Annotated in this window: 18 protein-coding genes; 3 read left to right on the forward strand and 15 right to left on the reverse strand. The window is 74.6% G+C overall.

Features of this window, described 5'->3' with window-relative positions:
- Positions 1-86: 86 nt before the first annotated feature.
- The 8 genes from ACJTNH_RS07450 to uvrC all read right to left on the reverse strand — a co-directional run bounded on the left by ACJTNH_RS07450 (position 87) and on the right by uvrC (position 10,467).
- Positions 87-1,790, reverse strand: a complete 1,704-nt coding sequence (locus ACJTNH_RS07450; RefSeq protein ID WP_458174150.1) for an ABC transporter substrate-binding protein — start codon at positions 1,788-1,790, stop codon at positions 87-89.
- 107 nt (positions 1,791-1,897) lie between these two features.
- Entirely contained in the window at positions 1,898-2,710 is an 813-nt protein-coding gene (gene tpiA, locus ACJTNH_RS07455; RefSeq protein WP_458174152.1) for a triose-phosphate isomerase, read from the reverse strand.
- Positions 2,710-3,903, reverse strand: coding sequence for a phosphoglycerate kinase (locus ACJTNH_RS07460; RefSeq protein WP_458174154.1), 1,194 nt, complete (start codon positions 3,901-3,903; stop codon positions 2,710-2,712). Before ACJTNH_RS07460 ends, tpiA begins: the two co-directional genes overlap by 1 nt.
- Entirely contained in the window at positions 3,903-4,907 is a 1,005-nt protein-coding gene (gap, locus tag ACJTNH_RS07465; RefSeq protein WP_458174156.1) for a type I glyceraldehyde-3-phosphate dehydrogenase, read from the reverse strand. Before gap ends, ACJTNH_RS07460 begins: the two co-directional genes overlap by 1 nt.
- Before the next feature lie 308 nt (positions 4,908-5,215).
- The gene (gene whiA, locus ACJTNH_RS07470; protein WP_458174158.1) at positions 5,216-6,190 is read right to left on the reverse strand and encodes a DNA-binding protein WhiA; all 975 of its coding nucleotides are present in this window, start codon (positions 6,188-6,190) and stop codon (positions 5,216-5,218) included.
- An 82-nt stretch (positions 6,191-6,272) separates the two neighbouring features.
- The gene (locus tag ACJTNH_RS07475) at positions 6,273-7,280 is read right to left on the reverse strand and encodes a gluconeogenesis factor YvcK family protein (RefSeq protein WP_458174160.1); all 1,008 of its coding nucleotides are present in this window, start codon (positions 7,278-7,280) and stop codon (positions 6,273-6,275) included.
- A gap of 29 nt (positions 7,281-7,309) precedes the next feature.
- Complete coding sequence (gene rapZ, locus ACJTNH_RS07480; protein WP_458174162.1) at positions 7,310-8,404, reverse strand: RNase adapter RapZ; 1,095 nt, start codon at positions 8,402-8,404, stop codon at positions 7,310-7,312.
- The gene (gene uvrC / locus ACJTNH_RS07485; protein WP_458174164.1) at positions 8,401-10,467 is read right to left on the reverse strand and encodes an excinuclease ABC subunit UvrC; all 2,067 of its coding nucleotides are present in this window, start codon (positions 10,465-10,467) and stop codon (positions 8,401-8,403) included. The genes rapZ and uvrC overlap by 4 nt, the downstream gene beginning before the upstream one ends.
- Before the next feature lie 188 nt (positions 10,468-10,655).
- Between uvrC and ACJTNH_RS07490 the strand changes: the two genes are divergently transcribed.
- On the forward strand, positions 10,656-11,261 hold the full coding sequence (locus ACJTNH_RS07490; protein WP_458174166.1) for a hypothetical protein: 606 nt from the start codon (positions 10,656-10,658) through the stop codon (positions 11,259-11,261).
- A gap of 120 nt (positions 11,262-11,381) precedes the next feature.
- Here ACJTNH_RS07490 and ACJTNH_RS07495 read toward each other — a convergent pair whose 3' ends face one another.
- The 3 genes from ACJTNH_RS07495 to ACJTNH_RS07505 form a co-directional block, all read right to left on the reverse strand.
- The gene (locus ACJTNH_RS07495; RefSeq protein WP_458174168.1) at positions 11,382-12,302 is read right to left on the reverse strand and encodes an alpha/beta fold hydrolase; all 921 of its coding nucleotides are present in this window, start codon (positions 12,300-12,302) and stop codon (positions 11,382-11,384) included.
- Between the two features lie 59 nt (positions 12,303-12,361).
- A complete protein-coding gene (gene uvrA, locus ACJTNH_RS07500; RefSeq protein ID WP_458174170.1) occupies positions 12,362-15,253 on the reverse strand; it encodes an excinuclease ABC subunit UvrA in 2,892 nt (963 codons plus the stop codon).
- Between the two features lie 191 nt (positions 15,254-15,444).
- Entirely contained in the window at positions 15,445-16,854 is a 1,410-nt protein-coding gene (locus tag ACJTNH_RS07505) for an amidase (protein WP_458174172.1), read from the reverse strand.
- A 47-nt stretch (positions 16,855-16,901) separates the two neighbouring features.
- On the opposite strand from ACJTNH_RS07505, the gene ACJTNH_RS07510 reads away from it, so the two are divergent.
- Complete coding sequence (locus ACJTNH_RS07510; protein ID WP_458174174.1) at positions 16,902-17,570, forward strand: MBL fold metallo-hydrolase; 669 nt, start codon at positions 16,902-16,904, stop codon at positions 17,568-17,570.
- Positions 17,571-17,574: 4 nt separating this feature from the next.
- Here ACJTNH_RS07510 and ACJTNH_RS07515 read toward each other — a convergent pair whose 3' ends face one another.
- The 4 genes from ACJTNH_RS07515 to ACJTNH_RS07530 all read right to left on the reverse strand — a co-directional run bounded on the left by ACJTNH_RS07515 (position 17,575) and on the right by ACJTNH_RS07530 (position 21,663).
- On the reverse strand, positions 17,575-18,189 hold the full coding sequence (locus ACJTNH_RS07515; RefSeq protein ID WP_458174176.1) for a hypothetical protein: 615 nt from the start codon (positions 18,187-18,189) through the stop codon (positions 17,575-17,577).
- A gap of 98 nt (positions 18,190-18,287) precedes the next feature.
- On the reverse strand, positions 18,288-18,566 hold the full coding sequence (locus ACJTNH_RS07520) for a hypothetical protein (protein ID WP_222196098.1): 279 nt from the start codon (positions 18,564-18,566) through the stop codon (positions 18,288-18,290).
- Positions 18,567-18,604: 38 nt separating this feature from the next.
- Positions 18,605-19,606, reverse strand: a complete 1,002-nt coding sequence (locus ACJTNH_RS07525) for a DUF2891 domain-containing protein (RefSeq protein ID WP_458174178.1) — start codon at positions 19,604-19,606, stop codon at positions 18,605-18,607.
- Positions 19,603-21,663 carry a S9 family peptidase gene (locus ACJTNH_RS07530; protein WP_458174180.1) on the reverse strand — a complete coding sequence of 687 codons (2,061 nt, stop codon included), beginning with the start codon at positions 21,661-21,663 and terminating at the stop codon, positions 19,603-19,605. Before ACJTNH_RS07530 ends, ACJTNH_RS07525 begins: the two co-directional genes overlap by 4 nt.
- 75 nt (positions 21,664-21,738) lie before the next feature.
- Here ACJTNH_RS07530 and ACJTNH_RS07535 point away from each other — a divergent pair, with 75 nt between their 5' ends.
- On the forward strand, positions 21,739-22,983 hold the full coding sequence (locus ACJTNH_RS07535; protein ID WP_458174182.1) for an amidohydrolase family protein: 1,245 nt from the start codon (positions 21,739-21,741) through the stop codon (positions 22,981-22,983).
- The last annotated feature ends 168 nt before the right edge of the window (positions 22,984-23,151 follow it).

Consider the following 23,151-nt stretch of genomic DNA (forward strand, 5'->3'; position numbering starts at 1 on the left):
ACGGGGTGGGTGCACCCACGTGGTCCGGGGGCTCTCGACGGTCCAGCCTAACCGACGCCGCGAGGCTCCCCGGTCACCTCGCCGGTTCAGCGCACCCCGGCGGTCGCCACGTCGTAGCTGCCGTAGGGCTGCATCACCACGGCGTTGCGCAACCGCTGGCCGGCCAGCAGCTGCACCCGGTTCTCCACCAGCGGCACGTAGGCCGCCGTCTCCTGCACCGCGTAGACGACCTGGCGCCAGGCGTCCGCGGCGACCGCCGGGTCGGTGGCTGCCCGGGCGGCGTCCACCGCCGCGTTGACCTGCGCGTCGTCCAGGCGGGCGTAGTTGGTGTTGCCCACCTGCCGGATCGACCGGCCGTCCACCAGCGGCACCAGGAACGACGCGGACGTCGGGAAGTCCGCGGTCCAGGTGGCCAGCACCATGCCGTAGCCGGCCGCGGTCACCGCATCGGGGTTGCCGACGTCGGACGCGTAGAACGTGGTGGGGTCCAGCGGCCGCACCTCCACCTGGATGCCCACCTCGGCCAGCGTCGCGGCGAGTGCCTCCGCGACGTCGACGCTGCCGGGCACGTTCGCGACGGCCAGCGTGGTGCTGAAGCCCTCGGGCCGTCCGCAGGCCGCCAGCGCCGCCGTCGCCGCCGCCTGGTCCGGGTCCGGGTCGGCCTCCTCCGGCGCACCGGCGACGGCGCGCGGCCACAGCACCGAGGTCCGGACGGCGTTGCCCGCCCCGCGCAGCGCCTCCTGCACTGCGGCTCGGTCGACGACCGCGGCGACCGCGCGCCGGCAGTTCACGTCGTCCATCGGCGCCACCGTCGTCGGCAGCGCGAGCAGCCGGACCGAGCCGGTGGTCACGTCGTCGATCCGCGCGGCGAGGGCGTCGTCGTCCAGCCGGCTGATCGTCGCCTGCTGCACCCCGGTGCCCGAGAGGTCGAGGTCGGCGGAGCCGGCCAGCAGCGCCTGGTCCCGGGCGACCCCGGACAGGCCCGGCCGCAGGACCACCGAGTCCGGCAGCGCGGTGCGCACCTCGTCGGTGGCCGGGTCCCACTGCGGGTTGCGCTCCAGGTGGATGCCGGCCACCTGGTCCACCGAGGTGATCATGTAGGGGCCGGAGCTGACCGGGTCGTTGCCGTAGGCGGCACCGGTGTCGTTCTCGATCGGGACGGGGCTGCTGGAGGGCAGCGCCATCACGAAGGGGAACTCGGGCGCGGGGCGGGTCAGGGTGAAGACGATCGTGCGGTCGTCCGGCGTGGCGATCGAGGGCAGCCCCAGCCGCCCCTCCGTCTCGTCCTGGTACGGGCCGGCGTAGGGGTCGGCCGGGTCGTCGAGCAGGTCGACGACGTACGTCGGGCCGCCCACGACGACGTCGGAGGCGAACGAACGCTCGATCCCGTACTTCACGTCCCGGGAGGTGATCGGCCGGCCGGTCTCGAAGCGCACGCCCTCGCGGAGCGTGAACGTCCAGGTCCGCCCGCCGTCCGGGGTGGTGCCCAGATCGGTGGCCAGGTCCGGCACCAGCTCGTCGGTGGAGCCCGGCTCCGAGGAGTAGGTGAGCAGGGTGCGGGCGTACAGCCGCATGAGGTTCCACACGCCGGGCAGGTAGGAGCGCTGCGGGTCCAGGCTGTCGATCTCGCCGGACACCAGGCGCAGCGTGCCCCCGGCCTCCTCGGAGGGAGCGCGCACGCCGGTCACGCCACTGCCGGCCTCGCCGGCCTGGGTCGGCACGCCGGCGACACCGCTGTTGCTGCTGCCGCACCCGGTGAGCGCCGCCAGCGCAGCGACCAGGAACAGCACGACGGCCGACCGGACGGCGCCCCGCGCGGGGGCTCGGCCGGTCGGCCGTCGTGCACTGCTGTGGGTCACCGTGGGTGCTGCTCCGCCCGGTCAGTGCCGGCCGGCGGTCAGCTCCCGTCGGCGGCGGTACGACAGATCTGTGCGAACTCGTCGGCGTCCAGGCTGGCACCACCGACGAGCGCTCCGTCGACGTCCGGCCCGGCGAGGATGCCGGCGGTGTTGCCGGCCTTCACCGATCCGCCGTAGAGGATACGGACCACCGCGGCCGTCTCCGGCCCGTAGCGCTCGGCGAGCCGCGCCCGGAGCGCCGCGCAGACCTCCTGCGCGTCGTCCGGGGTGGCCACCTCGCCGGTGCCGATCGCCCACACCGGCTCGTAGGCGATCACCAGCTCCTGCAGCTGCTCGGCGCCGAGGCCGTCCAGTGCCTGGTCGAGCTGGGCGGTGCAGTGCGCGACCTGGCCGGCGGCCCGCCGGACGTCGAGCCCCTCCCCCACGCAGAGGATCGGGACGAGCCCGTGCCGGAGCGCGGCCTGCACCTTGGCGGCGACGACCGCGTCGTCCTCGCCGTGCAGCGTGCGCCGCTCGGAGTGACCGACGAGGACGTAGCGGCAGGCCAGCGCGGCGAGCATCGCCCCGCTGACCTCACCGGTGTAGGCACCGGAGTCGTGCGCCGAGAGGTCCTGGGCGCCGTACCCGATCTCGAGCTTGTCGCCGGCCACCAGCGTCTGCACGCTGCGCAGCGCGGTGAACGGCGGGACGACGACGACCTCGGCCGCCTCGAGCTGCTGTTCCTTCAGCGAGAAGGCCAGCTTCTGCACCAGGCCGATCGCCTCGAGGTGGGTGAGGTGCATCTTCCAGTTGCCGGCGATGAGCGGACGGCGCCCCTCGCGCACCGGTCGGGCCTCCTTGGTGCGCGCCATCAGTCGGCCAGCACGGCGAGGCCCGGCAGCTCCCGGCCCTCCAGGTACTCCAGCGACGCGCCGCCGCCGGTGCTGATGTGGCCGTAGGCACCCTCGTCCAGGCCCAGCTGCCGCACCGACGCCGCCGAGTCACCGCCACCGACGACCGACAGGCCCTCGACGGCGCCGACTGCCTGGGCGACCCCGCGGGTGCCGCCCTGGAAGGGGGCCAGCTCGAACACGCCCATCGGGCCGTTCCAGAACACGGTGTGCGCCCCGGCCAGGGCCTCGGTGAACAGCTCGACGCTGCGCGGGCCGATGTCCAGGCTCATCTCGTCGGCCGGGATCTCGGTGGCCGGCAGCACCCGCGTCGGCACGTCGGCACTGAACTCCGGGGTGACCACGACGTCGACCGGCAGCACGATCCGGTCGCCGGCCTCGGCCAGCAGGCGCCTGCAGGTGTCGACCTGGTCGGCCTCCAGCAGGGAGGTGCCCACCTCGAGGCCGCGGGCGGCCAGGAAGGTGTAGGTCATCCCGCCGCCGATGAGCAGCCGGTCGACCTTGGGCAGCAGCGCCTCGATGACGCCGAGCTTGTCGCTGACCTTGGAGCCGCCGAGCACGACCACGTAGGGCCGCTCCGGGTCCTGGGTGAGCCGGGTGAGCACCTCCAGCTCACGGGCGACCAGCCGGCCGGCCGCGTGCGGGAGGCGCTCGGCCACGTCGAAGACGGAGGCGTGCTTGCGGTGCACGGCGCCGAACGCGTCGTCCACGTAGAGGTCGGCCAGCCCGGCGAGCCGGTCGGCGAGCTCGCCGCGCACGGCGTCGTCCTTGCTGGTCTCGGCCGCCTCGAAGCGGACGTTCTCCAGCAGGAGCACGTCACCGTCACCCAGCGCGGCGGCCTTCGCCGACGCGTCAGGGCCGGCGACGTCCGCGGCCAGAGGCACCTCGGGGCCCAGCAGCTCGCCGAGGCGGGCGGCCACCGGGGCCAGCGAGTACCGCGGGTCGGGCTCGCCCTTGGGCCGGCCCAGGTGGGCGGCGAGCACCACGCGGGCGCCGGCCTCGCGGAGCGCGGTGATCGTCGGCAGGCTGGCCCGGATCCGCCCGTCGTCGGTGATGGCGCCGGTGTCCTTGTCCAACGGGACGTTCAGGTCGGCGCGCAGCAGCACGCGCCGACCCGAGACGCCGTCGGCGATGAGCTCGTCGACGGACCGCATCAGAGCTTGCTGCCCACCAGCACGACGGAGTCGACCAGGCGGTTGGAGTAGCCCCACTCGTTGTCGTACCAGCCGACGACCTTGACCTGGTTGCCGAAGACCTTGGTCAGGCCGGCGTCGTAGATGCACGAGGCCGGGTCGGTGACGATGTCGGAGGAGACGATCGGCGCATCGGTGTAGACCAGGTAGGGCGCCAGCGGGCCGGCGGCGGCCGCCTTGTAGGCCGCGTCGACCTCCTCGACGGTGACCTCGCGGGACAGCGTGACGGTGAGGTCGGTCGCCGAGCCGGTCGGCACCGGGACGCGGAGGGCGTAGCCGTCGAGCTTGCCCTTCAGCTCCGGCAGCACCAGGCCGATCGCCTTGGCCGCACCGGTGGAGGTGGGGACGATGTTGAGCGCGGCGGCGCGGGCGCGGCGCAGGTCCTTGTGCGGGCCGTCCTGCAGGTTCTGGTCGGCGGTGTAGGCGTGGATCGTGGTCATCAGGCCACGCTCGATGCCGAACGCGTCGTTGAGCACCTTGGCCAGCGGCGCCAGGCAGTTGGTGGTGCAGGACGCGTTGCTGATGATCGTCTGCGAGCCGTCGTACTGCTCGTGGTTGACGCCCATGACGATGGTGAGGTCGTCGCCGGTGGCCGGCGCGGAGATGACGACCTTCTTGGCCCCACCGGCGTCGACGTGCTTGCGCGCGTCCTCTGCCTTGGTGAAGAAGCCGGTGGACTCGACGACGACGTCGACGCCCAGCTCGCCCCAGGGCAGGTTGGCCGGGTCGCGCTCGGCCAGCACCTTGAACGTGTTGCCGCCGACCTTGATCCCGTCACCGACGACCGAGACGTCCTCGGCCAGCTTGCCCAGGATGCTGTCGTACTTGAGGAGGTGGGCGAGCGTCTCCGGGGTGGTCAGGTCGTTGACCGCCACGATCTCGACGTCCGCGCCGCTGGCGGCCACCGCCCGATAGAAGTTGCGGCCGATCCGACCGAACCCGTTGATCCCGACCTTGACCGTCACTGCGGACCTCCCAGACCGTGTTGCCCTCACCGGACCGGTCGGCCCAGCGGCACCCGTCGGCCGCGCGTGTGCGCGGCCACATGTCGGGGTCAGCCTATCGGCCCCGGCCCCCGCTCCGGACCACCGGTCCGGAGTCTCCCGGCCGGCCGGGAAGACGTCGCGGACGTCTCCCTGACCTGCGGCGACAACGTGTGACGGGCGGGAACGGCTCCCTTGCAGGGGCCCGCCGCGAGTGGAAGGACCCCGTCCTCCTCAGCCCTCGCACGCTCGGGCCGGGCCTCGGGACGGGGCCGGGGCGAGGGGTCCTTCTACTGGGCGAGCATGTCGTCGGTGACGACCGACTCGGTGTCGGGGATGCCGAGGTCCTTGGCCCGCTTGTCGGCCATGGCGAGCAGTCGCCGTATCCGGCCGGCGACGGCGTCCTTGGTCATCGGCGGGTCGGCGCGCTGGCCCAGCTCCTCCAGCGAGGCCTGACCGAACTCCAGCCGGAGCCGGCCGGCGACCAGCAGGTGCTCGGGGGCGTCCTCGCCGAGGATCTCCAGGGCGCGCTCGACCCGGGCGCTGGCGGCCACCGCCGCCCGCGCCGAGCGGCGCAGGTTGGCGTCGTCGAAGTTGGCCAGCCGGTTGGCCGTCGCCCGGACCTCGCGGCGCATCCGCCGCTCCTCCCAGGCGAGCACCGCGTCGTGGGCGCCCATGCGGGTCAGCAGCGCACCGATGGCGTCGCCGTCACGGACGACGACCCGGTCGGTGCCACGGACCTCGCGCGCCTTGGCCGCGATCCCGAGCCGACGCGCCGCCCCGACCAGCGCCATCGCCGCCTCGGGCCCCGGGCAGGTCACCTCGAGGGACGACGAGCGCCCCGGCTCGGTCAGCGACCCGTGGGCCAGGAAGGCGCCGCGCCAGGCCGCCTCGGCGTCGCCGATGCCCCCGGAGACGACCGACGGCGGCAGCCCGCGGACCGGGCGCCCGCGCTGGTCGACCAGGCCGGTCTGCCGGGCCAGCCCCTCGCCGTGCTTGGCGATCCGGACCAGGTAGCGCACCCCGCGGCGGATGTTGCCGCCGGCCAGCACGCTGACGCCGCTGGTGTAGCCGTAGACCTCGCTGATGTCCCGGCGCAGTCGCCGGGCCACCGACCCGGTGTCCAGCTCGGCCTCGATGACCACGCGGCCACCCACGATGTGCAGGCCACCGGAGAAGCGCAGCAGCGCCGTCACCTCGGCCTTGCGCTCGGAGGTCCTCGTGCACTCCACGCGGGAGAGCTCGTCCTTCACCATCGCGGTCATCGCCATCAGCGGTGTTCCCTTCCCCCTGTGTGCTGCCGGCCGGTGCACCGGTCGTACCCGGGCCCGGCCACTCCCCCACCGTTCACCGGGCGCCGACCACCGAGGCCAGCGCGGCGGCGAGCCGCTGGGGATCGTGCCGTGGTGCACCGTCTGGTGCGGCCACCGGTGCCAGCACCAGTTCCGCACCACATCCGTGCACAGCAGACAGCAGACCACGCCGGTCAACAACCGCAGCCGCGTCTGCGATGACGGTGTGCAGCGACACGCCCTCCAGGTGCGCGAGCAGCACCCGCAGGTGTTCCTCCGGTGAGAACCCGTCGGTCTCCCCCGGCTGCGGCTCCAGGTTCAGCACCACGACCACCTTCGCCCGGGCCTCGGCCAGCGCGGTGCGCAGCCGCGGGACCAGCAGGTGCGGCAGCACCGAGGTGTACCAGGAGCCGGGGCCGAGCGACACGACGTCGGCCGAGGCGATCGCGTCGAGCACCGCCGGCGGCACGGGCGGGTCGGCCGGGGCGACCCGGATGTCGCGGACCCGACCCGGGGTGGAGGCGATCGCCACCTGGCCCCGGATCCGCCGGGTGTCCTGGGGGTCGTCGGGGTCGACACTCACCACCGTGGCCACCAGGTCCAGCGGCACCTCGGCCATCGGCAGCACGCGCCCCTCGGCGCCCAGCAGTGCCTCGAGCACGCCGAGCGCGCGCACGCTGTCGCCGCCGTGCATCTCGGTGAGCCCGGTGAGCATGAGGTTGCCCACCGGGTGCCCGGCGAGCACCCCGCTGCCCCCGAAGCGGTGCTGCAGCAGCGCGGCCATCTCCTGCGTCCGCGGGTCGGGGCCGGCCAGGGCGGCCAGCGCCATCCGCAGGTCACCGGGCGGCAGCACCGGCATCTCCCGGCGGATGCGGCCCGAGGAGCCGCCGTCGTCGGCGACGGTGACGATCGCGGTCAGGTCGGCGGTCAGCCGGCGCCAGGCCGCGAGCGCCGCCGCCAGGCCGTGCCCGCCACCGAGGGCGGCCACCCGGAGCTGCTGGCCCGCCGACGGCCGGACGCCGCCGGCCGGCAGCGGCACCGGCGGCGGTGTCGCGATGCGCACCGGCGCGTCCTCGGGCACGGCCGGGTGCACTACTCGCGCCCCAGGTCGCGGTGGCGGGCGGTGGCCGGCACGCCCTCGGCACTGAGCCGGCGGGCGAACTCCTCGGCGATCGCCACGCTGCGGTGCTTGCCGCCGGTGCAGCCCACCGCCAGCGTGAGGTACCGCTTGCCCTCCCGCCGGTAGCCGGGCAGCAGCAGGCGCAGCACCTCGGTGTAGCGGTCGAGGAACGCCTCGGCGTCGTCCTGCCCGAGCACGTAGTCGCGGACCTCGGCGTCGCGTCCGGTCATCGGTCGGAGCTCGGGCACCCAGTGCGGGTTCGGCAGGAACCGGGCGTCGACCACCAGGTCGGCGTCCAACGGCAGGCCGTACTTGAAGCCGAAGCTGAGCACCGTCGCCACCACCTCGGGCGGGGCGCCGCCCTCGACGAACGCCGCCTCCAGGGTGGCCCGCAGCTGGTGCACGTTCAGGTCGCTGGTGTCGACCCAGAGGTCGGCCTCGCCGGCGATCCCGGTGAGCAGCTCCCGCTCGGCGTCGATGCCGTCGATGAGCCGCCCGCTGCCCTGCAGCGGGTGCTCCCGGCGCACGGACTCGTACCGCCGGATGAGCACCTCGTTGCGCGCGTGCACGTACACCACCCGCGGCCGGTGACCGGCCTCGGCGAGTTGCCGGATCGCCTCCTCGAGGTCGCTGGAGAAGGCCCGGCTGCGGACGTCGACGACGGCGGCGAACCGGCGCAGGTCGCCCCGCGCGCCCAGCTCGACCATCGGCTGGAGCAGGGCCGGCGGCAGGTTGTCCACGACGAAGAAGCCGAGGTCCTCGAGGACGCGACCGGCGCTGTTCTTGCCGGCCCCGGACAGCCCGGTGACCACGACGACGTCGAGCGGGGGCACCTCGGTCGTCGTCCCGTCCTCGGCCGGGGGGACGTCGCTCTGCGGCCCGGCCGGACCACTCGGGGTCTGCCGCTCGGGAGCCCGGCCGTCGGGGACCTGGCCCTCGGGAGCCTGGCCCTCGGGAGCCTGGCCGTCGGGGGCCTGGCCGTCGGGGGCCTGACCGTCGGGGGCCTGGCCGTCGGGAGCCGGGGCTCCCGCGCGCCGGTCGCCGGCGACCTGCCCGGTGCCGGTCACGCGCCGGTCCCGAGCACCGGACGGACCCGACCGACCTCGGCGGTGTCACCGGCGGCCGCGCCGGTCACCGGCAGCGGCGAGGTGCTCACACCCACCGGCGCCTCCAGCTCGACGGCGTCCTCGGCGACCACGTCGGGCGCGGCACCGGCGGCCACCGGCTCGGCCACGGCGGCCAGCACCGCCTCCGCGGTGCGCCGGCCGATGCCCGGGACGGCGGTGAGCTCCGCCACGGTGGCTGCGCGCAGCCGCTTGAGTGATCCGAACTGCTTCATCAGTGCCTTCCGCCGGGTCTCGCCGAGCCCCGGGACGTCGTCCAGGAGCGAGACCAACATGGTGCTGGATCGCTTCTGCCGGTGGTAGGTGATCGCGAACCGGTGCGCCTCGTCACGGACCCGCTGGAGCAGGTACAGCGCCTCGGAGGTGCGCGGCAGGATGACCGGGTCGGGGTCGTCGGGCAGCCACACCTCCTCCATGCGCTTGGCCAGCCCGCAGACGGCGACGTCCACGATGCCCAGCTCGGCCAGCGAGCGGCTGGCGGCGGCGACCTGCGGGGCGCCGCCGTCGACGACCAGCAGGTTCGGCGGGTAGGCGAACCGGCGCGGCCGGCCCTCCTCGGCGGCGACCCCCTGCTCGTCGCGCCGGTCCTGCTCCTCCTTGAGGTGCCGGGAGAACCGGCGGCGCACGACCTCGGCCATGGCCGCGGTGTCGTCGGTGCCCTGGGCGACGGAGAACCGCCGGTAGTCGGACTTCTTCGCCATGCCGTCCTCGAACACGACCATGCTGGCCACCACGTTCGTGCCCTGGACGTGCGAGATGTCGATGCACTCGATCCGCAGCGGGGCGTCGGGCAGGTCGAGCGCCTCCTGGATCTCCGAGAGCGCGAGGGAACGTGCGGTGAGGTCGCTGGCGCGCTTCACCCGGTGCCGGGCGAAGGACTCCTTGGCGTTGCGCTCGACGGTCTCCATGAGGCTGCGCTTGTCACCGCGCTGCGGCACCCGCAGCGACACCCGGGAGCCGCGCAGCTCGCTGAGCAGCTCGGCGTACACCTCGGCGTCGTCGGGCAGCTCGGGGACGAGCACCTCCCGGGGCACCGCCTCGCCGACCTCCCCGGTACCGGTCTGCTCGTCGACGCCGCCGTAGACCTGCAGCAGGAACTGCTCGACGAGCTGGCCGGTGGTGACGTCCTCGACCTTGTCGATGATCCAGCCGCGCTGACCGCGGACCCGGCCACCGCGCACGTGGAAGACCTGGACGGCGGCCTCCAGGTCGTCCTGGGCGAAGGCCACCACGTCGGCGTCGGTGCCGTCACCGAGGACGACGGCCTGCTTCTCCAGCGCCCGCCGGAGGGCGCCGAGGTCGTCGCGCAGCCGCGCGGCCTTCTCGTACTCCATCTCCTCGGCCGCGGCGGCCATCTCGCGCTCGAGCCGCCGGATGATCTGGTCGGTGCGCCCGCCCATGAAGTCGCAGAAGTCGTCGACGATCTCGCGGTGCTCCTCGGCGCTGACCTGCCCGACGCAGGGCGCGGCGCACTTGCCGATGTAGCCGAGCAGGCAGGGCCGGCCGATCTGGCTGGCCCGCTTGAACACGCCGTTGGAGCAGGTGCGGGCCGGGAACACCCGGGTGAGCGTGTCGAGGGTCTCGCGGATGGCCCAGGCGTGGGCATAGGGGCCGAAGTAGCGGACGCCCTTGCGCTTGGGCCCGCGCATCACCTGCAGCCGCGGGTACTCCTCGTTCAGCGTGACCGCGAGGCTGGGGTAGCTCTTGTCGTCGCGGTACCGGACGTTGAACCGCGGGTCGAACTCCTTGATCCAGTTGTACTCGAGCTGGAGCGCCTCGACCTCGGTGCCGACGACGGTCCACTCGACGCTGGCGGCGGTGGTGACCATCTGCCGGGTGCGCGGGTGCAGGCCCCAGACGTCGGCGAAGTAGCTGTTCAGCCGCTGCCGGAGGCTCTTGGCCTTGCCGACGTAGATGACCCGGCCGCCCGGGTCGCGGAACTTGTAGACCCCGGGGCTCTCCGGGATGCTGCCGACCGCTGGGCGGTACGTGGACGGGTCGGGCATGACCCCAGGTTAGGTCGGCGCACCGACACTCCGTCGGCCCGGCCGACCCCCGCGCCGGCCCTCCCCCCGTCCCCGGCCCGCTGACCTGCGCCCGCGGCCTGCCGCCCGGGCCTGTGGACGACGCCGGCACGACACGGGCCCACCCTGTCAGGGTCTCCCCGGACACCGGGACGACGGACGGGGCGAGGATGCGTGCGACGGCGGCGAGCAGCGGCTGGGACGGTGTGGTGGCCACCGACCGGTGGGGTGCCCACTGGCGGGTGAGCTGCCACCGGGCGGGCGTCCTGCCGGCTCCCGCGGTGCCACCGGACGACCAGGCGCTCCACCGGTTGCTCCTGCCCTGGGAGACGGCGGCAGCGGCGGCACCCCCGCCGCCCCGGGCGAGCTGGGTGCTGGGGCGTTCGGCCCGATGGCGGGGTCCCCGTGCTCCGGGGGCCAGCGAGGACCCCGTCCGGGACGAGGCGGTCACCGTCCGCAACGTCCTGGCGGCCGGCCGCGGGCCGTTGGGCGCGCTCGTGGTCCTGGTCGTGGGGGTACGCCGCGTCCTGCGACGACTCGAGCAGGAGCGGACGCACCCGTGGCTGGTCGAGCTGACCGCCTGCACCGCTCCGACACGGTCGGCCGTCTGGGTGGTGGCCGGCCCGGATGCCGCCCAGCGGGCGGTGCAGGAGGTGCGCGGTGCGGTGGCGACCGGACGGCCGCCGGCGCCGCCAGGGGCCCGGCTGCTGGACGTCCGGGACGGCCGGAGCCGCCCGGGTGCCGGCCCCCTCGGCGCCGCCGGCGGAGCCGGCTGAAGGCCGGTTGGGCCTTCGGCGGGGCTCGGCCGCAGCGCATGCAGGCAGGAGGGCCCTTCGCGGATCAGCTCGCGCGGGGGCGCGTCCGGGGAGGGGCCCCGGCGGCGGGCAGGCCGCCGATCACCCCGGCAGGCGGGTGTCCAGCCAGCGGAGCAGGTCGGCGACGACCTCGTCCCGGTTGGTCTCGTTGAAGACCTCGTGCCGGGCGTCGGGGTAGACGTGCTGCTCGACCGGCAGGCCACGCTCGCGCAGCAGGCCGGCCAGCGCCGTGACCTGCGCGGCGTCCACGCCACCGACCGGGTCGCGCTGGCCGGACAGCAGCAGCACCGGCAGTCCGCCCGGCAGGTCGGCGACGCCGGCGGGGCTCGCCGCCCGCAGCGACAGGCCGAAGACCCCGGCCGCGTAGCCGTAGGTGAGCGGCACGTCGTCACCGGCCAGCGGGTCGGCGAGGTAGGCGTCCACCTCGGCGTCGTCGCGGGACAGCCAGTCGTAGGGGGTGCGGGCCGGTTCGAAGGGCTCGTTGAAGGCGCCGAGGGCGTCGAGTGGCTGGTCTCCCAGCCCGGCGGCCAGCGCGGCGTCGAGGTTCGTCACCGTCTCGGCGAGTGCCGGGTTCACCCCGACCGGACCCGAGAGCGCCAGTCCGGCCAGGTCGGCGCCGTCCCGCTCCGCGCTGGCCAGGGCGATGACCGAGCCCATCGAGTGACCGAGCAGCAGCCGGGGCGCCCCCGGGTGCTCGTCGGCGGCCGCGAGCTGCAGCGCCCGGACGTCGTCCAGCACACCGTCGACGCCCTCGGGCCCGAACCGGCCGGCGCCGGTGCTCTCGGCCGTCAGCCCGTGGCCGCGCAGGTCCATGGCGTAGACGGCCAGGCCACGGGCGGTCAGGGCGGCGGCGAGCCGCTCGTACCGGCCGGAGTGCTCGGAGGCACCGTGCACCACCTGCACGGTGGCCCGGACGTCGCCGTCCGGCTGCCACCGCCGGTGGGTCACGCGCACTCCCCCGGCGCTCTCGATGACGTGCAGGTCGCCGGACGTCGTCGTCACGGTCGCTCCTCTCGATGGGGTGCTGGGCACGTCCGGTACCGGCCGCGCGGTACCGGGGGTCAGCTGGCCTTCTTGCGGGCCCGCTTCTTCGGCGCGCCGGCCGCGGCGACCGCCTCGGGGTCGAGGATCTTCGCCAGGAAGCGGCCGGTGTGGCTCTCCGGCACCGTGGCGACGAACTCCGGCGGCCCCTCGGCGACGACGGAACCGCCGCGGAACCCGCCCTCGGGACCCATGTCGATCAGCCAGTCGGCGCTCTTGATCACGTCGAGGTTGTGCTCGATGACGATCACCGAGTTGCCCTTGTCGACCAGGCCCTGGATCACCTGCAGCAGCTTGTTGATGTCCTCGAAGTGCAGTCCGGTGGTCGGCTCGTCGAGGACGTAGATCGTCCGGCCGTTGGACCGCTTCTGCAGCTCGCTGGCCAGCTTGACCCGCTGCGCCTCGCCACCGGAGAGCGTGGTGGCCGGCTGCCCCAGCCGGACGTAGCCCAGGCCGACGTCGGTCAGGGTGCGCAGGTGCCGGGAGATCGCCGGGATGGCCTCGAAGAAGTCCGCGGCCTCCTCGATCGGCATGTCGAGCACCTCGGCCACCGTCTTGCCCTTGTAGTGGACCTCCAGGGTCTCCCGGTTGAACCGGGCGCCCTTGCACACCTCGCACGGCACGTAGACGTCGGGCAGGAAGTTCATCTCGATCTTCAGCGTGCCGTCGCCGGAGCACGCCTCGCAGCGCCCGCCCTTGACGTTGAAGGAGAACCGGCCCGGCTGGTAGCCGCGGACCTTCGCCTCCGACGTGCTGGCGAACAGCTTGCGGACGTGGTCCCAGACCCCGGTGTAGGTGGCCGGGTTCGACCGCGGGGTGCGCCCGATCGGTGACTGGTCGACACCGACCACCTTGTCCAGCTGGTCGAGCCCGGTGATGGTGCGGTGCCGACCGGGGACCATCCGGGCGCGGTTCAGCTCGTTGGCCAGCGTCGTGTAGAGGATGTCGTTGACCAGGCTGGACTTGCCCGACCCCGACACCCCGGTCACGGCGACGAGCACGCCCAGCGGGAAGGCCACGTCGATGCCGCGCAGCGTGTTCTCCCGGGCGCCCTTCACGACCAGCTCGCGGCCGGGCGTGGGCTCCCGGCGGACCTTCGGCACGGTGATCTCCCGGCGACCGGAGAGGTACTGGCCGGTGATCGACCGCTCGCTGGCCAGCAGGTCGTCGACGCTGCCGCTGACCACCACCTCACCACCGTGCTCACCGGCACCGGGGCCGATGTCGACCACCCAGTCGGCGGTGCGGATCGTGTCCTCGTCGTGCTCGACCACGATCAGGGTGTTGCCCATGTCGCGGAGCCGGACGAGGGTCTCGATGAGCCGGACGTTGTCGCGCTGGTGCAGCCCGATCGAGGGCTCGTCGAGCACGTAGAGGACGCCGACCAGCCCCGAGCCGATCTGGGTGGCCAGCCGGATGCGCTGCGCCTCGCCACCGGCCAGCGTCGCGGCCGGGCGGTCGAGGGACAGGTAGTCGAGCCCGACGTCGACCAGGAAGGACAGCCGGGCCTGGATCTCCCGGAGCACCCGGTCCGCGATCGCCCGCTCACGCTCGCCGAGCTCCAGCACGCCCAGCCACTCGGAGGCCTCGCCGATCGACAGGCCGGTGACCTCGGCGATCGAGCGGCCGTTGAGCTTGACCGCGAGGATCTCCGGCTTCAGCCGGGTGCCGTGGCAGACGGGGCACGGCACGTCGCGCATGTAGCCCTCGTACTTGTCCTTCATGAACTCGCTGTCGGTGTCCTCGTGACGGCGCTCGAGGAAGGGCAGCACGCCCTCGAAGGCGGCGTAGTAGCTGCGCTCGCGGCCGTAGCGGTTCTTGTACCTCACGTGCACCTGGTCCGGGGAGCCGTGCAGCACGGCCTTCTGCACCTTGGCCGGCAGCTGCTCCCACGGCGTGTTGATCGAGAAGCCGATCATGTCGGCCAGCCCGCCGAGCAGCCGCTGGAAGTACTCGTTGCTCATCGAGCCGGCCCACGGCGCGATGGCGCCCTCGCCCAGGCTCTTGCCCGGGTCGGGAACGACGAGGTCGGGGTCGACCTCCTTGCGGGTGCCGATGCCGGTGCACTCCGGGCAGGCGCCGAACGGCGAGTTGAAGGAGAACGAGCGGGGCTCGAGCGCCTCGAAGGAGAGCCCGTCGTCGATGCAGGCCAGGTGTTCGGAGAAGGTGCGCTCGCGCTGCGGGTCGTCCTCGGGCAGGTCGACGAAGTCGAGCACGACCAGGCCGCCGGCCAGACCCAGCGCGGTCTCGACCGAGTCGGTCAGCCGCCGCTTCGCGCTCTCCTTGACGGTGAGCCGGTCGACGATCACCTCGATCGTGTGCTTCTCCTGCTTCTTGAGCTTCGGCGGCTCGGTCAGCGGGTGCACGGTGCCGTCGACCCTGACCCGGGAGAAGCCCTGGGTCTGCAGCGAGCTGAACAGGTCGACGTACTCGCCCTTGCGCGCCCGCACGACGGGGGCGAGCACCTGGAACCGGGTGCCCTCCTCCATGGCCAGCACCTGGTCGACGATCTGCTGCGGCGTCTGCCGGGCGATCGGCTTGCCGCAGTTGGGGCAGTGCGGCTGACCGGCCCGGGCGTACAGCAGCCGCAGGTAGTCGTAGACCTCGGTGATGGTGCCGACGGTCGACCGGGGGTTGCGGTTGGTCGACTTCTGGTCGATCGACACCGCCGGCGAGAGGCCCTCGATGAAGTCGACGTCGGGCTTGTCCATCTGCCCGAGGAACTGGCGTGCGTAGGCCGACAGCGACTCGACGTAGCGGCGCTGGCCCTCGGCGAAGATCGTGTCGAAGGCCAGGCTGGACTTCCCCGACCCGGAGAGCCCGGTGAACACGATCATCGCGTCACGGGGCAGGTCGAGGTGGACGTCCTTGAGGTTGTGCTCTCGGGCGCCGCGGACGACGAGCCGGTCCATGTGATCCCTGTCGGTCGCAGTGGTTCGTTGCTGGTCAGCGCGCGGGGCGAGGACCAGTGGTGCAGTGCTCGGCTAGAGCCGCGAGGAGGTCATCGCCGGGTGGAACGAGCTGCCGGGGAGCGGGCTTCCCGGACGCGGTGTCGGCTCCGTCTCCCCCGCCGGACCCTCCCGCGCCCGCGGCGTGCACCCGGTCAGCCGGTGAACGCTCGCGGGTCGAACACGGGCGCGTGCCGGCGCCAGGGCAGGCGGCGCTCGAGCTCACCGGCCAGCCAGAGTAGTCGCGTCTCGGACCCTGCCGGCCCGACCAGTTGCACCGACGTGGGGAGCCCGGCACGGCCGGGGCCGGCGGGCAGGACCAGCGCCGGCAGCCCGGCCAGGTTCCAGGCCGAGGTCCACGGTGCCCAGCGGGCGTTGGCGGTGACGTTGGCCAGGAAGCCGCGTTCGTGCCAGGGCCGGGCGGCCAGCGGCGGGCCGGCGACGACCGGGGTGACGAGCACGTCGACGTCGTCGAAGAACGCCTCCATCCGGGCGCGGAAGGCATCTGCGGTGCGCGGGCGCACGAGACCGGCGCGACGGACCCAGCGGCCGAGCCGGGCGTGCGTGCGGCTACGCGGCTCGATCGCCTGCCGGTCGAGGCCCAGGCCCTCCGCGTCGACGTCGGCGCCGGCCAGCCAGCGGGCCACCGTGCCCAGTGCCGCGGCCGGGGTGACCACCGGTTCGCGGGTGACCACGGTGTGCCCGGCCGCCCGCAGCTCGGCGACGACGGCGTCCACCGCGGCGCGCCCGGCGGCGTCCAGCCGCACCGCCGGGACGGGCGAGCGGGTGGCGACGGCGATCCGCAGCGGACCGCCGTGCACCGGTGGCTCCGGCTCGGCTCCGGACAGCACCGAGAAGCCGGTGCGGAGGTCGTCGACGGTGGTGGCCAGCACGCCGTTCTCTGCCATGCCGAACCAGGAGTTCACCCCGACCGGCCCGGGCACGACTCCCCGGCCGGGCTTCAAGGTGACCAGGCCGCAGGCGGCGGCAGGCAGCCGGAGGGAGCCCATCCCGTCGTTGCCGTGCGCCAGCGGCACCACCCCGGCTGCGACGGCGGCCGCGCTGCCCCCGGACGACCCGCCGGAGGAGCGTGCGGTGTCCCAGGGGTTGCGGGTGACGGTGCCCGGCCCGTCGGTGGCGGAGTAGAGGCACAGCTCCGGCACCCGGCTGATCCCGACCACCACCGCCCCGGCGGCGCGGAGCCGGGCGACCACCTCGTGGTCCTCGCCGGCGGGCTGCGGGAGGTGCGCGAGCGAGCCGTCGGTGGCCGCCTCGCCGGTGACGGCGACGTTGTCCTTGACCGCGATCGGCACGCCCGCGAGCGGCAACGCGGCCCGGTCGGGGGATGCGTCGACCCCGGCGGCCTCGGCGAGCGCGGCCTCGGTGCGCACCACCCGGAAGGCACCGATCCGGGCCTCGACGTCGGCCAGGTGGCGCAGGTGCGCCCGGACCACGTCGACCGCGGACAGCTCACCGGACCGGACCCGTGCCGCGAGCTCGGTGGCCGGCAGCCCGACCACCCCGGGGAGCAGCGGAGCGGGTGCGGAGCCTGCACTAGCGTCCATGCCGTCGAACCTAGACGGGCCCACCGACAGTCTCAGATCGGAGTGCGATGAGCGGCCACGCCTACACCGGCGACGTCGAGGTCGGCGGGCCCGCCGACACCCGCGAGCTCCCCGGCCTGACCATCACCAAGCTGGCGGTCAGCGAGATGGCGAACAACGTCTACCTGCTCACCAGCCCCGCCACCGGCGAGTCGCTGCTGGTCGACGCCGCGGCCGAGCCGGCGGCGCTGCTGGCGCTGATCGGGGACGCCGACGTGCGCACCGTGGCGACCACGCACGGGCACTGGGACCACCACCGCGCGCTGCCCGAGGTCGTCGAGGCCACCGGTGCGGCCACGGTCGCCCACCCGGCGGACGCCGCCGACCTGCCGGTGCCGGTGACCCGCCCGGTCGAGCACGGCGACACCGTGCCGGTCGGTGACCAGGTGCTCGAGGTGGTGCACCTGCGCGGGCACACGCCGGGCAGCATCGCGCTGGTGTGGCACGGCCCGGGGGACGCGGGCACGCACGTCTTCACCGGCGACAGCCTGTTCCCCGGTGGGGTGGGCAACACCCAGTCCGACGCCGAGCGGTTCACCAGCCTGGTCGACGACGTGGAGCACCGGCTGTTCGACGTCCTGCCCGACGACACCTGGGTCTACCCCGGCCACGGCAAGGACACCACCCTCGGCGCCGAACGCCTCCAGCTCCCGGAGTGGCGCGCCCGCGGCTGGTGACCGGTCAGTGCACCGGTTCGGCCGTCGCCTCCCGACTCGCCAGCCGCTCGCGCAGACCGGCCAGTCGGCGTTGCTTCGCGGCGCCCAGGCCCCAGCCCAGCAACGTGAACTGCGCGTAGACCACCGCTGAGGTCAGGATGGAGTACACCCGCACGTCCAGCCGCCCCAGCGCCGTGGCCAGCACGACCCCACCGAGCAGGACGACGCCGAGCGCCGCGGCACCTGCGGCCAGCAGCACCATCCGCCGCCGGTGCCGGGCCTGCACCCGAGCCAGCAGCGGCAGCCACTCCCCCGCGTCCGCCTCCGCGGGCAGCCGCCCGGTGCGGGTCGCCGTCCAGAACGGCCGCATCCGCTGCCGCTCACCCGCACGCACGCGGTGTCGCTGCTGCCAGCGGGGCAGTGACCAGCCGCTCACCCAGCCGACCACCGGCCCCAGAGCCGGCACCATCACCGTGCTCCAGTCCACCGACCCGTCACCCAGCTGCAGCTGGACGACCACCACGAGCGCCACGGCCAGAGCAGTCGACCCGCCCAGCACGGCGACGACCACCGACACCCGCCTGCCCGGCGGCAACGCACGCACGCGCTGCACGGCTCGGTCGACCCGTCCGTCCGGCATCCCACCTCCCGGTCTCGACAGCAGGTGATCATGGCGGTGGACCGGCCGGTCCGCGACCGCGGGCACGACCCCACCAGGAGGCCGTGCCCGAGCAGCCGCTAGTCCTCGAACAGCTCGACGAGCTCGTCGGCCGTCCCGGCGGCGTGCAGCGGGACGACGGCGATCGTCCACTCCGGCTGCCGGTCGTCGAGCTCGACCGCGAGGTCCCAGGCGGCCCGGGCGGTGAGCGGGCCGAAGCACGCGTCGTCCCCGTCCTCGCTCACGGAGATCTCGACCAGCCAGTTGTCGGACAGGTCCGCCGCCAGTTCGGCGAAGTCCGGCTCGGCGTCCTCGTCGGGCTCGGGAGCATCGGCCAGGACGGGGTAGACGAGCGCCATGCCGGCACGCTAGACCGCCGCGGCGCCCGGCGGGGGCCTCAGTACGCCGGGTCGAGGTACAGCAGGGCGTAGGCGGCCAGCCAGTGCTCGACCATGTAGTCGCTGCCGCTGACGTGCGGCATCGCCGCGGCGGCGTGCTCGGCGGCCGAGGCCAGCAGGGCGTCGGTGGAGCCCGGCAGCACCGCGGCCAGCCGGCGCAGGCACCAGGCCCGGCTGAGGTTGAGCCCGTGCAGGTGCGCCGTCTGCCCGTCGCTGGCGTCGCTGACCACCGCGGGGCCGAAGAGCGGACCGGCGGCGAGCCCGGGCAGGAACCCGGTCAGCCACGGGCCCGGCTCGGGCAGCACCTCGGTCATCAGCACGGCCTCGACCAGCGCCGGGGAGAGGAAGTCCGAGCCGGACGGCTCCCAGCGCACGGGCGCGTCGGTGTCCGCACCGAACCAGCGGCGAGCGGCGTCGGCCAGCGTCCCGTCCACCCCGGCGCGGCGGGCGGCCGGCAGCGACATCAGCAGACCGAAGGCACTGCTCGGGTGCAGGCCGGTGCGCACCGGGTAGGTCGCCGCCGGCAGCCAGCGCCCGAACGCGCCGAGGAAGTGGTCGGCCAGCGGCTGGAGGGTCGCGGCCCACCGGCGGACGTCGTCCGGTGCACCCGGCTCGGCGGACCAGGACGCCGCCTCCTCGACCAGGGTCAGCGCCCACGCCCAGCCGTACGGCCGCTCCCAGCCGGGGTGGGCGACCGCGTGCGCCACCTCGGCCGCGATCGACGACGTCGTCCAGTGCTCGTCGAGGACCGCCCGGACCTCGTCGGACGGCACCGCGTCCGGCGCCACCCGCAGCAGCCGGAGCAGCACCCAGTGCATCTCCACCGCGGAGTGCCAGTCGTAGCTGCCGTAGAACGCCGGGTGCCGGTCGCGCGGACGCACCGGGGCGTCACCGGGACGCCGGTAGTGCACGTACAGCCCGTTCGGGAACTCCTCCCGGACGGTGCGCAGCGCGGTCGCCGCCAGGCCCGGTGCGGCGGCCAGCAGCTCCGGGGTGGTCACCGGAGCCGTGTGGCCGGCACGGTGAGCCGGCCGTTCGCGGCGGCCGGCGTGCCGTCGCCGGCCGATGGCCCGGCCGGCAGCTCGGCCACCGCCGAGGTGTTCTGCGAGGTCGGCAGCCAGCGCCCCCACCAGCGCAGCACGTGCTCCAGCCGGGCCCGCCGGTGCTCCGGCCGGCCCGAGCGGGACAGCTCGTGCCCCTCCCCCGGGAACAGCAGCAGCTCGGTGGGCACCCCGCGGCGCTTGAGCTCGACGTAGAGCCGGGTGCCCTGCTCCAGCGGGCAGCGCCAGTCCTCCTCCGAGTGGATCACCATCGTCGGGGTGGTGATCCGGTGCGCCTGGGCCATCGGCGACTGGGCGGCGACCCGCTCGGGGTCGGTGCCCACGTACTCGTCGGGGAAGAAGAACCCGATGTCGGAGGAGCCGACGAAGCTGACCGGGTCGTTGAACGCCCGCTCGCTGATCCCGGCGACGAACCGGTCGGTGCGGCTGAGCAGCAGCGTCGTCATGTAGCCGCCGTAGGAGCCGCCCATGATCCCGACCCGGGAGGAGTCCAGCGCCGGGTCCTCCAGCGCGTGGTCGAGGAAGGCCACCACGTCGTCGGCGTCGAGCTCGCCCATGTGCTCCTTGATCACCCGGCCGTGCGCCTGGCCGTAGCCCGACGAGCCGCGCGGGTTGCACTTCACCACCGCGTAGCCGGCCTCGACGTAGGCCTGCGTCTCGTCGAACAGCGTCCAGCCGTACTGGGCGAACGGCCCACCGTGCACGGTGAGCAGCACCGGGTGCGGCCCCGGGCCGGACGGCGTGGTGACCCAGCCGTGCACCGGGTAGCCGTCGGGGGCGGCCGCGGTGACCTCCCGCATCCGGTGCAGCCGGCCGGTGGCCTGCAGCGGGGCACCGAACCCGGTGAGCAGCCGCCGCCGGCCCGGGGTGATCGCGATCAGCTCGCCGGCCGAGCGGTCGTGGGCGACGGTGGCCACGACCACGCCGCCGCCCACGCCGATGCCGCGCACCGTGTACGGCCCGTCGACCAGCGCCTCCGGTGCGCCGCCGGACAGCGGCACCCGCAGCAGCTCGACCGCGCCCCGCCGCTGGACGCCGAGGAACGCCGCCCCACCGGCGACCACGGTGGCCGGCGTCTCGTCGCCGCGGTCGTGGTCCTCGGGGTCCAGCAGGGGCACGACCGGCCCGCCGGCGGCGCTGACCTTCGCCAGCGTGGTGTTGCGGCCGACGAAGTCCCGGCCCAGCGGGCCGAGGTCCGGGATCGCGGAGAGGTAGATCGTGCTGCCGGCCGGGTCGTCCGGGTCGTAGGCGGGGTGCGCGCAGCTCGACCGCGAGTCGGTGACCTTGCGCAGGCCGGTGCCGTCGGGCCGGACGACGTACACGTCGGTGACCCGGTCGAGGTCGGCGCCCTCGTGCCGGGCGGAGACGAAGGCCAGCTCGGTGCCCTCCGGGCTCCAGGCCACGTCGGCGTCGTCGGCGTCGCCGTCGGTCACCTGGAACGGCGGGCTGAGCTCGGCCGCGTCGTCCTCGCCCTCGGCCGGCAGGTCGACCACGAACACGTGCGGGCGGCGGTCGTTGGTGAAGCCGACCCCGTCGGCGCGGTACTTCAGCGTGGTGATCAGCCGGGGCGCCTCTGCCGCCGGCGGGACGTCGTCCTCGGTGCCGTAGCGGCCCTCCTCGGGCACCCGCGCGGTGTAGGCGATCCGCCGGGAGTCCGGCGACCAGACCGGCACGCCGGCGCCGAGGTGGTGGTCGGTCAGCGTGCGCGCGGTGCCGCCGGCGACCGGGAGCACGTGCAGCTGCGGGCTGCCCTTCGGCTCGGCGGCCAGGTAGGCCAGCCAGCGCCCGTCCGGGGAGAACACCGGCGCGGAGTCCCGGTGCCCGTGGGTGAGCGGCCGGGCCGGCGCGGACCCGTCGGTCGGCACGGTCCACAGCTGGCTGCGGTACTCGTCGGCGTCGAGGTCCGGCCGGCTGACCGCGACGACGGCGGTCCGCCCGTCCGGGGACACCGTGGGCACGCCGGGGACGCGCAGCAGGGAGAGGTCGGTGGGCCGCATGCCCGGCACGCTAGTCCAGCGGGGTCACCGCGAGATGATGAGCACCGCTAACGGGTGAGGTCCTAGGGTGCGCACATGACGCGACGTGTGTTCTCCGGTGGCCAGGTGCTCGACGGGACGGGCGGGCCCGCGGCCCGCGGCGACGTGGCCGTGCAGGACGGCCGGATCGTCGAGGTGGGGGTCGGGCTGGACGGCGACGAGGTCGTCGACTGCACCGGCGCCACCCTGCTGCCCGGCCTGTTCGACTGCCACGTGCACGTGATGCTCAGCGGCGTCGACATGATGCGGCTGCTGCAGACGCCGTTCAGCTACGGCTTCTACGAGGCGGTGCACAACCTGCGTCGCACCCTCGCCCAGGGCATCACCAGCGTGCGGGACGCCGGTGGCGCGGACCTCGGCGTGGCCCAGGCCGTCCGGGACGGGCTGATCGCCGGCCCCCGGATGCAGATCGCGATCAGCATGCTGTCCCAGACCGGTGGGCACGGCGACGGCTGGCACGTCTGCGGCGCCGAGGTGCCGCTGATGGGTCCGCACCCGGGCCGGCCGGACACCGTGGTCGACGGCGCCGACGAGATGCGCCGGACCGTGCGGGAGCTGCTGCGTGCCGGCGCCGACGTGATCAAGGTGGCCACCAGCGGCGGCGTGCTCTCGGCCCGGGACGACCCGCGGCACCCGCACTTCCGCCCCGCCGAGCTCGACGTGCTGGTCGAGGAGGCGGTCGCCGCGGGGGTGTTCGTGATGGCGCACGCCCAGGGCGCGGAGGGGATCAAGGCCGCCGTCCGGGCCGGGATCCGCTCGATCGAGCACGGCATCTACCTCGACGACGAGGCGATCGAGCTGATGCTGGCGCACGGCACGTGGCTGGTGCCCACCCTCGCGGCGCCGCGGGCCGTGCTCACCGCCGCCGCGGCCGGGGCGTCGCTGCCCGAGGCGGTGGTCGAGAAGGCCCGCTCGGTGCAGGCGGTGCACGACGAGTCGGTCCGCCGTGCGGTCGAGGCGGGGGTGAAGGTGGCGATGGGCACCGACAGCGGGGTCGGCCCGCACGGGGACAACCTCACCGAGCTGGCACTGATGACCGGCTGCGGCATGACGCCGGAGCAGGCCTGGCACGCGGCCACCCTGTCGGCGGCCCAGCTGCTCGGGGTGGCGGGCGAGCTGGGCAGCCTGGAGGTGGGCAAGCGGGCCGACGTCGTCGTCCTGGACGGCGACGCGTCCGACCTGACCGGCCTCTCCGGCCGGGTGCGGGAGGTCTGGCGGGACGGCGTGCTGGTGGCCGCCGGCGGCGCGACCGTCGAGGCGGGGACACTGCCGCCCCGCTGACCGCCTCGCCCCGGCGGCCCGGACGGGCCGGGATGTGCTGACCGCATCGCCCCGGGGGGGGGGGGGGGGGGGGGGGGGGGGGGGGGGGGGGGGGGGGGGGGGGGGGGGGGGGGGGGGGGGGGGGGGGGGGGGGGGGGGGGGGGGGGGGGGGGGGGGGGGGGGGGGGGG

Source organism: Modestobacter lacusdianchii (assembly GCF_054177765.1).

What these genes read in the sequence shown, in the direction of transcription:
- ACJTNH_RS07460 (WP_458174154.1), bottom strand. Translation starts at nt 3,903, where the DNA reads ATGCGGTCCGTCGACGAGCTCATCGCCGACGGCGTCTCGGGTCGGCGC.
- ACJTNH_RS07490 (WP_458174166.1), top strand. Translation starts at nt 10,656, where the DNA reads ATGCGTGCGACGGCGGCGAGCAGCGGCTGGGACGGTGTGGTGGCCACC.
- uvrA (WP_458174170.1), bottom strand. Translation starts at nt 15,253, where the DNA reads ATGGACCGGCTCGTCGTCCGCGGCGCCCGAGAGCACAACCTCAAGGAC.
- ACJTNH_RS07535 (WP_458174182.1), top strand. Translation starts at nt 21,739, where the DNA reads ATGACGCGACGTGTGTTCTCCGGTGGCCAGGTGCTCGACGGGACGGGC.
- ACJTNH_RS07515 (WP_458174176.1), bottom strand. Translation starts at nt 18,189, where the DNA reads ATGCCGGACGGACGGGTCGACCGAGCCGTGCAGCGCGTGCGTGCGTTG.
- uvrC (WP_458174164.1), bottom strand. Translation starts at nt 10,467, where the DNA reads ATGCCCGACCCGTCCACGTACCGCCCAGCGGTCGGCAGCATCCCGGAG.
- ACJTNH_RS07520 (WP_222196098.1), bottom strand. Translation starts at nt 18,566, where the DNA reads ATGGCGCTCGTCTACCCCGTCCTGGCCGATGCTCCCGAGCCCGACGAG.
- tpiA (WP_458174152.1), bottom strand. Translation starts at nt 2,710, where the DNA reads ATGGCGCGCACCAAGGAGGCCCGACCGGTGCGCGAGGGGCGCCGTCCG.
- ACJTNH_RS07505 (WP_458174172.1), bottom strand. Translation starts at nt 16,854, where the DNA reads ATGGACGCTAGTGCAGGCTCCGCACCCGCTCCGCTGCTCCCCGGGGTG.
- ACJTNH_RS07510 (WP_458174174.1), top strand. Translation starts at nt 16,902, where the DNA reads ATGAGCGGCCACGCCTACACCGGCGACGTCGAGGTCGGCGGGCCCGCC.
- ACJTNH_RS07530 (WP_458174180.1), bottom strand. Translation starts at nt 21,663, where the DNA reads ATGCGGCCCACCGACCTCTCCCTGCTGCGCGTCCCCGGCGTGCCCACG.
- whiA (WP_458174158.1), bottom strand. Translation starts at nt 6,190, where the DNA reads ATGACCGCGATGGTGAAGGACGAGCTCTCCCGCGTGGAGTGCACGAGG.